Origin of the sequence: Methyloglobulus sp., from assembly GCF_046714055.1 — a bacterium.
Lineage (GTDB): Bacteria > Pseudomonadota > Gammaproteobacteria > Methylococcales > Methylomonadaceae > Methyloglobulus.
This window is the reverse complement of the sequence record NZ_JBKKBJ010000229.1, coordinates 1-9,925: the sequence shown is the minus strand read 5'-3', so window position 1 is coordinate 9,925 and position 9,925 is coordinate 1. Positions and strand designations below refer to the sequence as shown.

Genomic DNA, 9,925 nt, shown 5'->3' with positions numbered 1-9,925 from the left:
CATATTTCAATCGCCTTAACCGAAAAATTAGAAATTTGCTGTATTTTAATAGTTTAGCTAGCCCTTGAGGAGAAATATTGGGGCATGGCTTTCTGATTGACTTACACCAGACGTTGATGGTATGCATGATTCAATGGTAATCGACCAGCCCACAGGAGATCTTTAAAACGTCGTCATTCCGGCATGGATTGCCGGAATCCATGACACAGGGATGTGAAAAATAGCCCAAAAAGGGTTCCATACGGCTAATAAATGGTTGGTGATGTTTAGTATTGCCATCCATGGCCTCTGGATCTCGGCAATCCCTGCCGAGATGACGCATTGTGTAGATGCCTATGCCCAGAGGGGGAGGGGATTTTTAGAAATTATCTAACATCTTTTCTTGCTTTATCAACCTAACTCCCTATAATTTACCCTCGCTTTCAGGTTCCAGCAGGTTTTTGCAACCCACTGGTTAAACGGGAAGTCGGTAAGGCCTAATCAAACCAGCCAATGCCGACGCTGCCCCCGCAACGGTATGTAAGTAAAGAATCATCTTTGTGCCACTGTGTTTTTTGCATGGGAAGGTGATGGTTCAGGCAAGCCCTAGGATTTTGCCACTTACAAGCCCGGAGACCGGCCCGGAAGTACGATTCGGCACAGCGGCGGGCTGTCTACGAAAACGACGGCGCACCCAAACTGTACTCTCGTCTTCTTGTCCTCCCTTGTGATTACACAAACGCACCATGCGCGGGCGGCGCAGAGGACAATCATGCAAAAATTACTATTCAGCGCTCTATTGCTTGCAGGTTTTAATATCCCGTTACAGGCACAGGAAACCCCTACTACTGATTCAGTAGCACTTCCTGAAATGGTTGTCACAGCAACCAGAATCGATACCGCAAAAAACCAGTTATCTGCTGGGACAACAGTCTACACAAGGGCAGACATTGAACGTTTACAAGTGAAAACTTTCCCAGATTTATTGCGCGGTACAACCGGGATCGACATGACCCAGCAAGGCGGCGACGGTAAAATCACCAGTATTTTTATGCGTGGCACCAATTCCGACCATGTGCTGGTGTTGATCGACGGCATCAAGGTAGGCTCGGCCACCTTGGGTACTACTGCCTTCGAATTTATCCCCATCGACCAGATCGAGCGCGTCGAAATCATTCGCGGCCCACTATCTAGCCTGTACGGTTCGGAAGCGATAGGCGGGGTGATCCAGATTTTTACCCGCAAAGGCAGTCAGGGCGATAAGCCCAAGGTCACGTTGGATGCGGGTGGCGGTAGTTACGATACACTGAAAGCATCCGGTACAGTCAGCGGTAAATGGGATAACAATTGGTACTCTGTTGGTGCATCGCATTACAACACTCAAGGCTTCAATGCACGGCAACCTGTACCCGGCCCTTTTGGTTTTAATCAGCCGGATAATGATGGCTACTACAATACTGCAGTCAATGCCCGTGCTGGACATCGCTTTAATAATAATGCCGAAATTGAAGCTTCTTTTATGCGTTATGAAGGTAAAACTAGGTACGATGGTACGTTTCAGGATGAAACAAAATTCGTGAACCAAGTTGTTGCACTATCGGGCAGTATGAATATCTTTGATAATTGGAAGTCAACTCTGCGTCTTGGGCAAAGTTTTGACGATAATGATCAATTTGCGCCAGACAACTCCTTTTCATCTAATTTTTATACCCAACGCTGGAATGCCACCTGGTTGAACGAATTCCATATCAATGATAACCATCAATTTATTTTAGGTTCGGACTACCGCCTGGATGAAGCCGATAGTTCCGATCTTGATACTTTTAACCCTGTCTTTGATGCCTATAAGGAGCGATCCCGCTATGATGTAGGCATTTTTGGTGAACTGCATAGCCAAATTTTGGACAACCATTTTATCAATGCTTCATTGCGCTGGGATGAAAATGAAGCTTTTGGCGATTATGTAACCGGCAATTTTGGCTGGCGTTATAACAGTGATATTGGTATCAGCCCTTTTGCCAATTTTGGCAACGCCTTCAAAGCGCCGACGTTCAATCAGCTTTATTTCCCTGATTTCGGCAATCCCGACTTGAAACCCGAAGAATCAACCTCATTTGAAGTCGGGTTAGCAGGTGACCATCATAAATGGCTGCAATGGGAAGTTAGGGCTTACCATACCAATATTGATAATTTAATTACGCCCGTCATGGATCCGGTCACATTCCAATTTAGCGCACAAAATATTGGAAAATCGCAAATTGATGGTATTGAAGCTGAACTAGCCACTCAAGTAATGGGTTGGAATAGCAAACTTAGCATGAATCTCATCAGCCCCAAAAACCGCGAAACCAACTTGAGACTACCGCGCCGTACTGAAAAATCGCTTTCGTTTGACCTGTCACGTTCTTTCGGACAGTTCGATGTCGGTACGACTGTTTTGGCACAAGGCGACCGTTTTGATGATCCTGCCAATAGCATAAAAGTGGGCGGTTACGTAACCGTTGATTTACGCACCACCTACCACTTCAACAAAAACTGGATGCTGAGCGCAAAACTTAACAACTTGCTCGATAAACAATATCAAACTGTGAACACCTATAACACAGCCGATAGAAACTTCTTTATCGCTATCCATTATAATAACTGACATCACAGCCATAGACAGCTTATTTTAACCTTACGTTTCACGGGAATATGCCTTTATCAGAACGGCATCCATTGCATACCGGATGGATACCTTTTAAAATAGAGATGTTTACCACCCAAACTAGCGAGGCTAATATGGCTAAAGAAGTGCAAATGTCGATCAAGATGGAACCGGAGCTACGCGACCAGTTCATGGCCGTGGCAGCAAACCGCCATCGCCCTGCCGCCCAAATCATTCGTGACCTGATGCGCCTTTACATTGAAGACAGCGAAACGCCCAACGCATTGACCGCTGAAACACTCCACAAAAGCGATAGAGGCGAAGACGTGTTCTACGCTTCCAGTGCAGCAGACCTGTTCAAACAGTTGGGTATTTGATGCGTTTGCCGAGCTACTCCGGCCAATTCAAACGCGACGTGAAGCTAGCGGAAAAACGCGGCAAGGATATGGACAAGCTGCGTGGCGTTATCGGCCTGCTACTGGCTGGCCAAGCTCTCCCCCGCGAGCTTGGCGACCACCCGTTGAAAGGCGAATGGAAGCCAAGGCGCGATCTTCACGTCGAACCCGATTGGGTATTGATTTACCGCGTGGACGGTGAAGTAGTTCGCTTTGAGCGTACCGGCACACATTCCGACCTTTTTGGTCAATAAAAGAACCTGTTGGAGATAACAAATGAATATCAAACCTTGGCAACGAATTGAATTTTTGCCACTTGCAGTGATGGGATTAATGGCGTTAACACGCTTATTTCACTTTGGTTCCGCATTCTCATTGCCGGATGCCTCACTCGCGGTATTTTTTCTGGCTGGAATAGGATTCAGCAGTCTTTGGTTTTTTGCCCTGTTATTGCTTGAAGCGGTCGTTATTGATTACCTGGCGATCACGCAATTTAGCGTCAGCGATTTTTGCATTTCCCCGGCCTACATCTGCTTAGTCCCGACTTATGCGGTGATGTGGTTTGCCGGTCGTTACTGCAAGGCACACAAATCCTTGAGTTTTGTTGATTCGCTCAAAACCTTTGGGCTGGCAGTTATTGCCACAACAGGTGCATTTGTAATCTCAAGCGGCAGTTTTTATATATTCTCCGGTCGTTTTGGACAGTTGTCCTGGAATCAATACCTTACCCAAACCACCCAATACTACCCTCCTTATCTGAGTGCGGCATTGATTTACATAGTCATTGGGTTAGCGATTGTTAAATTGTGGAAAGCAACTGCGATAGCTGTTGCTGAATCGTGATAACCCCCCCTATCCAGCGCTATTGAAGATAAAACGCACAAAAGAGAAATAACTGGCATAATTAAACAGTTTTATAAGCGGTAAATGGCAGTATCAACGCAACCACCCATTATTAAAACCTTTTCGAAAATCTGATAACAATAAACCTGATATTTTTGCGTCAATATATAATTACAGGGCAGTCTTTCACCCACGTTGAGAATTGATGGAAGAATTATTTATCGGTTGGCTTAAGGAATACGGCTATTCAATCTTATTCCTGTGGAGCATACTCGAAGGCGAAATGGGGCTGATTATGGCCGGAATAATGACCCATACCGGCGACATGAATTACTTCATGGCGATATTTGTGGCGGGCTTGGGCGGCTTCACGGGTGACCAAATCTATTTCTACATAGGCCGCTTTAACAAAGGCCTTATCCAACGCAAACTTCATGCACAGCGACGCAAATTTGCGATTGCCCATTTGCTGTTAAAAAAATACGGCTGGCCGATTATCTTCATGCAGCGTTATATGTATGGCTTGCGTACCGTTATCCCCATGTCTATCGGTATCACTAAATATCCGGCAAAACAATTCGCCGCAATCAACTTGCTCAGCGCATGGGTTTGGGCGGCAATTACGATTACCCCTGCTTATATCTTTGGCGCCGAAATTTTAAACGTATTGGCGTTTTCCAAAGATCAGTGGTATTACGCTCTACCCATCGCGGTGGGCTTTCTGTTTGCCATTCATACTTATTTTCAAAAATTGGAACAATATTTCTTACAAAAACGGCGGCATCGTAACCAGTAGATAGGGGGCTTGATCTCAACTAAAATACAGTATTAGATTTTTAATAACCCACCTACCCCACTCTCGACAGGATTCACCACCACACCCCGCTCAGTCACAATGGCTGAAATCAATTTCGCCGGGGTGACATCGAAAACCGGATTCCACGCGCTTACCAAAGCATTATCCTTATAACAAGCAGGTAACAGTTCGCTTTGCTGCCGCTGCTCGATTTTTATGTAGTCGCCAGTTTGTATGCTCCCATCTATCGTCGATGTCGGCGCTACCACCATCACCTTGACATCGTGCTGTTTAGCCAGCACGGCCAGGGAATAAGTGCCTATTTTATTGGCTACGTCGCCATTCAGCGCAATGCGGTCTGCACCCACCACCACCCAGTCAATTGCGCCCGATTTCATCAACCAGGCGGCAGCTGAATCGGCAATCAGGGTTACCGGGATTTCATCTTGCGCTAACTCCCATACCGTTAATCTTTGCCCTTGTAGCCAAGGCCGTGTCTCGCCTGCATAAATTTTGACGGGGGTTCTTGCATACAAGCTCCTTATCACGCCCAGCGCAGTGCCATAACCACCGGTTGCCAAAGCCCCGGTATTGCAATGCGTCATGATGCCTTTGGCATTCGCCAGAATATCCGCACCCGAATCACCCATTTTATAATTGGCGGCAATATCATCGGCATGGATTTTTTCCGCACAGGCAAGAACGGTTGGTAAAGGATTATCTTGTTGCCCATCCAAAACAGCTTTCATCTGATTTAAAGCCCAAAACAAATTCACCGCTGTCGGCCTAGAGTCTGCCAGCAACTCAATATCCGCCAGAACGTGCTGCCGCCAGTTATCTACTGATAGTGAATAATGCCGATAAACAGAAAGCACTACGCCATAAGCGGCGGCAATGCCAATCGCAGGAGCGCCGCGCACACGCATGGTGGCTATGGCTTCGGCAACACCGTGGGTATCGGTATATTCATCGTAGCTGATTTTTTCTGGCAACTGCCGTTGATCCAATACTTTTAAAGAATGCCCCGTCCATTGCAAGGCTTGTACGCCGGAGGATTTGTTAGTCATTTGTTTATTAAGAACGCAAGCTAAAAAGTTATAATTCAGCGATTTAACCCTGGAAATTGTCATGATCGTCGATACCCTTATCCATGCCCGCTGGATTATACCCGTTGAACCAGAATCCGTAACCTATGAATACCATACCCTGGTCATTGATAAGGGCCGGATTATCGACCTACTACCCACCGACGTAGCCAAGCAGAAGTATCAAGGCACAACTACTGAAACTCTTGACGCTCACGCCTTGCTGCCCGGCTTCATCAATTGCCACACCCATGCGGCAATGACTTTGATGCGCGGTATTGCTGATGACCTGCCCTTAATGGACTGGTTGCAAAACCATATCTGGCCTTTGGAACAAAAATGGATGGGCGAATCCTTTGTTAAGGATGGCACGGATTTGGCGATAGCCGAAATGATACTGGGAGGCACGACCTGCTTCAATGATATGTACTTTTTCCCAGACATAACGGCCCAGCAAGCCGTACAACATGGCATACGTGCCAGCGTTGGATTGATAGTCATTGATTTTCCGACAGTTTGGGCGGAAAACAGCGCGGCTTATATCACCAAAGGGCTCGATATTCACGATCAACTGCGCCACCAACCGCTCATCACAACCTCCTTTGCGCCCCATGCACCTTACACCGTTTCCGATGATCCCTTGCAAAAAATCAGGACACTGGCGGACGAACTTGAAATACCGATCAATATGCACGTCCATGAAACCTTGCATGAAGTCGAACAGGCACTGGTCCATACCGGGCAGCGGCCTCTGCAAAGGCTGCATAACCTTGGCCTTGTTAACCCTTCCTTTATCGCAGTCCACATGACCCAATTGAGCGCCGACGAAATCAGTTTGTTTGCCGAATCCGGCGCCCATATCGTCCATTGCCCCGAATCCAATCTTAAGCTCGCCAGTGGCTTTTGCCCAGTTGCCCAGTGCCTTAGCGCTGGCATTAACGTAGCCCTGGGGACTGACGGCGCGGCCAGTAATAATGACCTGGATATGTTAGGAGAGATGCGTACTGCCGCCCTGCTTGCCAAAGCTGTTGCCCAAGATGCCAGCAGCGTTCCTGCGATGACGGCTTTACGCATGGCGACCATCAACGGCGCCAAAGCCCTGGGCCTGGAGCAAGAAACCGGCTCCCTTGCTATCGGCAAATCCGCCGATGTCATTGCCATAGACCTGGATCACCTGGAAACACTACCCTTATATTGCCCTGTTTCGCAAATCGTTTATGCCGCCAGCAGACAACAAGTCACGGATGTTTGGGTTGCAGGGAAACAACTCCTAAAACAACGGCAACTTACCACCGTCAATTTAGCTGTCTTGAAAGCAAGGTGTGCCGAATGGCAACATCGGCTATCGAGTTGAAGCTTCCGTTTCGCGACATATGCACTATCCCAAAAAGCTATACAAATTAATCCGTCCATTTCTTCAAAAACTCTTACGGCTAAGCAACTATCCCATATACTATTAGCCACAGTGGATAAATTTGATTTTTGTCTGACTCCAACCCCATACCTGAGATCGCACCATGCAATTTAGCCAAGATAACCTGGACGAACTGAACATTCTCGTCCGCTATAAACTGACCACTACGCTTGAAGGTATAAAAGTCCACACAACAGCCGCGCCCGCCACCATCGATGCGACTCGGCGGCTTTTTCATAAAGGTTTGGTAACGCTGGCAGACGGCGGTTACTTGACTACGCTTGGACACGAAGCGGCGGAGCATGCTCACGCCATGCTAGGGCTGTTGAACCCATCTTGATCATAAGCCAAAGACTTGTTTGGCTTCAAAGTAAGCGCCCAAAAGACAATAAAAAAGGCTTAGCGCCTACGCTCTAAGCCTTAGAAGTGAATTTTGACGGGAATTAAGCTTCGAAAACCACAGCGGCCCGCAATTTTTTCATGGCATTCTGTTCTAATTGCCTGATCCTTTCGGCAGACACCTGATGCCGTTCGGCGAGTTCATGTAGTGTTGCCTTTTCTTCGGCTAACCAACGGCTGGAGACAATATCCAGGCTGCGCTCGTCCAGCCCATCCAACGCTTTCGACAACAACTTTTGCTCATGGCCTTGCCATTCGGCATTTTCTAATTGTACCGCCGGATCGTCGCTTTGCTGGTATAAGTAGCTGGCTGGCTCCAGGCAATTTTCATCGGCTTTCACACCTACCGGCATGTCATAAGACGTATCCCTGCTACCCAAACGCTTTTCCATTTCAAAAACAGCGCTGACTTCAACATTCAGGTCACTGGCAATTGCCTTTGCTTCATCATTCGACAGCCATCCCAAATCCTGTTTGGATTTACGCAAATTAAAGAATAACTTACGTTGTGCTTTCGTGGTTGCAATCTTGACGATGCCCCAGTTTTTGATGACAAATTCGTGGATTTCCGCCTTGATCCAGTGGACAGCAAAAGAAACCAAGCGCACGCCCAACTCGGGATCGAACCGTTTGACGGCCTTCATCAAGCCAACATTGCCTTCCTGGATTATATCCGGCATGGACAACCCATAGCCGCTATAGCCCCTGGCAACATGGACTACGAAACGAAGGTTTGCCATAACCAGTTCGCGGGCTGCTGCCAAATCGCCAGTGTCCCTGAACCTGATCGCCAATTCGCGCTCTTGCTCCGTTGTCAATTTAGGCATTTGCCTGACAACATTCAAATAAGCATCGAACGTACCTACCGATAAATTGACAGGTAATGTGATTACATCACTCATTTGCAACTCCAAAAAGTTAAAAACTTACAATAATTTTAGCACTCAAGCAATAAGAGTGCTAATAATAATGAAAAGTTTAACTTGGAACCTGAAATCCACTAATAAGAAAACCTACGTTAGTGTCTGTTGTCGTTCGTATTCCAATAAAATCAAGACGTTTGTTCAATTTTGGACTTAGGGGGCAATCGAGCGTTTATGCGAAGCCTCACATACACGCTCTTATGGAAAGCTCATTGCCTTGTGAATTATATTAGCATGATGAGACAAATAAGACCGATTTCACCCACACGATGCGCTGTTTCGCTTCGCATAATACTACTGTATTCAAAGGATTGCCTGATGGATGACCAAGTGCCGTTTACGGCCAGGAGCAGCCCTTGGGGGTTAAATGGAAGTTTTCAAAAACTGCCTTAAATATGTACTGTATTCGAAGGTATTTTATTTTCTGGTTTCCCTTAATATAGAGTCGCCAATCTTAATGAGATCCATTCTTCAACTTATTAACAATTTACACGTGGAGATCCGAATGCAACACCCAATCTCTCCAGCCATAGTAAACAATGTAGGTATAACACAGCACGGGAATAAAAAAAGCGAGTTGTATACCGATGCGGTCGGCACAAAAGCCTTGTACAACCGGAAGAATGGCTCCGCCGACGATTGCTGAACACAAAATACCAGAGCCCTGGCCGGTATATTTCCCTAGTCCTCTCACGGCCAAAGAAAAAATGGTAGGGAACATGATGGAATTAAAGAAGCCTACCGCGAGAATCGTCCACATGGCAACATAACCGGTAGTGAAAATAGTCGCTACCACTAATAAACCCGCTATTGTTGCATTAAACGCGAGCACCTTACCCGGTTGAAATTTCTGCAGGACAGCAGCGCCGATAAAGCGGCCTACCATCGCGCTTCCCCAATAAAACGATACGTATTTGGCGGCTTTAGACGGGGTTAATCCGGAGATTGCTGGATCAGTCAAAAAACTTACCAGAAAACTACCGATGGAAACCTCAGCTCCGACATAAACAAAAATGCCAATAGCACCAAATACCAGATGCGGGTAATGCCACGCGCTCGGGTATGGTTTACCTGAATGCTGAGCCTGAATATCTTCGTGTTGAGCTTCCTGGTATTTAACAGCGGGCAGTTTGACGAGGGTGAAGATACCCGATAACGCAAATAACACTGCCGCCAGCAGCAGATAAGGATGTTGCACTGCCGCCGCTTCCATAGCCTGATAAGCGGATAAGGCATCAACGTTCAGCTGGTTAATTTCATCGGGAGTTTTAACTGCCGTGCTAAGAATAAATAATGCCCCGAAATAAGGTGCAAGCGTCCGCTGCGAGACAGGAGTCGAGTAGTCCCCAGAAGCGATAGGGCTGGGCGTTTTCACGAAGCGTTTTTTTGCGTAGTGAAAATGCAAAGCATTCCGACATCGCGTCGAGTCATTGCGTAACCAATG

General features: G+C 46.9%; 11 protein-coding genes and 1 riboswitch. Of the genes, 7 read left to right on the top strand and 4 right to left on the bottom strand.

Going from position 1 to position 9,925, the window contains the following annotated elements:
- Positions 1–130 precede the first annotated feature (130 nt).
- Complete coding sequence (locus tag ACLQ6D_RS13835; RefSeq protein ID WP_411727902.1) at positions 131–322, bottom strand: hypothetical protein; 192 nt, start codon at positions 320–322, stop codon at positions 131–133.
- 85 nt (positions 323–407) lie between these two features.
- Positions 408–639, top strand: a riboswitch (cobalamin riboswitch).
- A 112-nt stretch (positions 640–751) separates the two neighbouring features.
- Here ACLQ6D_RS13835 and ACLQ6D_RS13830 point away from each other — a divergent pair.
- The 5 genes from ACLQ6D_RS13830 (at position 752) to ACLQ6D_RS13810 (ending at position 4,660) form a co-directional block, all read left to right on the top strand.
- Positions 752–2,626: a TonB-dependent receptor domain-containing protein gene (locus ACLQ6D_RS13830; RefSeq protein ID WP_411727901.1), complete on the top strand. Its 1,875-nt coding sequence runs from the start codon at positions 752–754 to the stop codon at positions 2,624–2,626.
- A gap of 104 nt (positions 2,627–2,730) precedes the next feature.
- Complete coding sequence (locus ACLQ6D_RS13825; protein ID WP_411727900.1) at positions 2,731–3,003, top strand: CopG family ribbon-helix-helix protein; 273 nt, start codon at positions 2,731–2,733, stop codon at positions 3,001–3,003.
- Complete coding sequence (locus tag ACLQ6D_RS13820) at positions 3,003–3,275, top strand: type II toxin-antitoxin system YafQ family toxin (RefSeq protein ID WP_411727899.1); 273 nt, start codon at positions 3,003–3,005, stop codon at positions 3,273–3,275. Before ACLQ6D_RS13825 ends, ACLQ6D_RS13820 begins: the two co-directional genes overlap by 1 nt.
- Before the next feature lie 22 nt (positions 3,276–3,297).
- A complete protein-coding gene (locus ACLQ6D_RS13815) occupies positions 3,298–3,864 on the top strand; it encodes a hypothetical protein (protein WP_411727898.1) in 567 nt (188 codons plus the stop codon).
- Positions 3,865–4,069: 205 nt separating this feature from the next.
- Positions 4,070–4,660 (top strand): DedA family protein, encoded by a 591-nt coding sequence (locus ACLQ6D_RS13810; protein ID WP_411727897.1) that lies wholly within the window; start codon positions 4,070–4,072, stop codon positions 4,658–4,660.
- Between the two features lie 32 nt (positions 4,661–4,692).
- Here ACLQ6D_RS13810 and mtnA read toward each other — a convergent pair whose 3' ends face one another.
- Complete coding sequence (gene mtnA / locus ACLQ6D_RS13805) at positions 4,693–5,727, bottom strand: S-methyl-5-thioribose-1-phosphate isomerase (RefSeq protein ID WP_411727896.1); 1,035 nt, start codon at positions 5,725–5,727, stop codon at positions 4,693–4,695.
- A gap of 61 nt (positions 5,728–5,788) precedes the next feature.
- Here mtnA and ACLQ6D_RS13800 point away from each other — a divergent pair, with 61 nt between their 5' ends.
- Complete coding sequence (locus ACLQ6D_RS13800) at positions 5,789–7,099, top strand: TRZ/ATZ family hydrolase (RefSeq protein ID WP_411727895.1); 1,311 nt, start codon at positions 5,789–5,791, stop codon at positions 7,097–7,099.
- 163 nt (positions 7,100–7,262) lie between these two features.
- The gene (locus tag ACLQ6D_RS13795; protein WP_411727894.1) at positions 7,263–7,499 is read left to right on the top strand and encodes a TIGR02647 family protein; all 237 of its coding nucleotides are present in this window, start codon (positions 7,263–7,265) and stop codon (positions 7,497–7,499) included.
- A gap of 103 nt (positions 7,500–7,602) precedes the next feature.
- On the opposite strand, the gene rpoH is transcribed toward ACLQ6D_RS13795, so the two are convergent.
- Both rpoH and gluP read right to left on the bottom strand, forming a co-directional pair.
- Positions 7,603–8,460 carry an RNA polymerase sigma factor RpoH gene (rpoH, locus tag ACLQ6D_RS13790; RefSeq protein ID WP_411727893.1) on the bottom strand — a complete coding sequence of 286 codons (858 nt, stop codon included), beginning with the start codon at positions 8,458–8,460 and terminating at the stop codon, positions 7,603–7,605.
- A gap of 508 nt (positions 8,461–8,968) precedes the next feature.
- The coding region (gluP, locus tag ACLQ6D_RS13785; RefSeq protein WP_411727892.1) for a glucose/galactose MFS transporter at positions 8,969–9,925 on the bottom strand (957 nt) is incomplete at its 5' end.

Excerpts from the sequence above, each read along its gene's own strand:
- ACLQ6D_RS13815 (WP_411727898.1), top strand. The coding sequence starts at position 3,298 with ATGAATATCAAACCTTGGCAACGAATTGAATTTTTGCCACTTGCAGTG.
- ACLQ6D_RS13810 (WP_411727897.1), top strand. The coding sequence starts at position 4,070 with ATGGAAGAATTATTTATCGGTTGGCTTAAGGAATACGGCTATTCAATC.
- rpoH (WP_411727893.1), bottom strand. The coding sequence starts at position 8,460 with ATGAGTGATGTAATCACATTACCTGTCAATTTATCGGTAGGTACGTTC.
- ACLQ6D_RS13825 (WP_411727900.1), top strand. The coding sequence starts at position 2,731 with ATGTTTACCACCCAAACTAGCGAGGCTAATATGGCTAAAGAAGTGCAA.
- mtnA (WP_411727896.1), bottom strand. The coding sequence starts at position 5,727 with ATGACTAACAAATCCTCCGGCGTACAAGCCTTGCAATGGACGGGGCAT.
- ACLQ6D_RS13830 (WP_411727901.1), top strand. The coding sequence starts at position 752 with ATGCAAAAATTACTATTCAGCGCTCTATTGCTTGCAGGTTTTAATATC.
- ACLQ6D_RS13835 (WP_411727902.1), bottom strand. The coding sequence starts at position 322 with ATGCGTCATCTCGGCAGGGATTGCCGAGATCCAGAGGCCATGGATGGC.
- ACLQ6D_RS13800 (WP_411727895.1), top strand. The coding sequence starts at position 5,789 with ATGATCGTCGATACCCTTATCCATGCCCGCTGGATTATACCCGTTGAA.
- ACLQ6D_RS13795 (WP_411727894.1), top strand. The coding sequence starts at position 7,263 with ATGCAATTTAGCCAAGATAACCTGGACGAACTGAACATTCTCGTCCGC.
- ACLQ6D_RS13820 (WP_411727899.1), top strand. The coding sequence starts at position 3,003 with ATGCGTTTGCCGAGCTACTCCGGCCAATTCAAACGCGACGTGAAGCTA.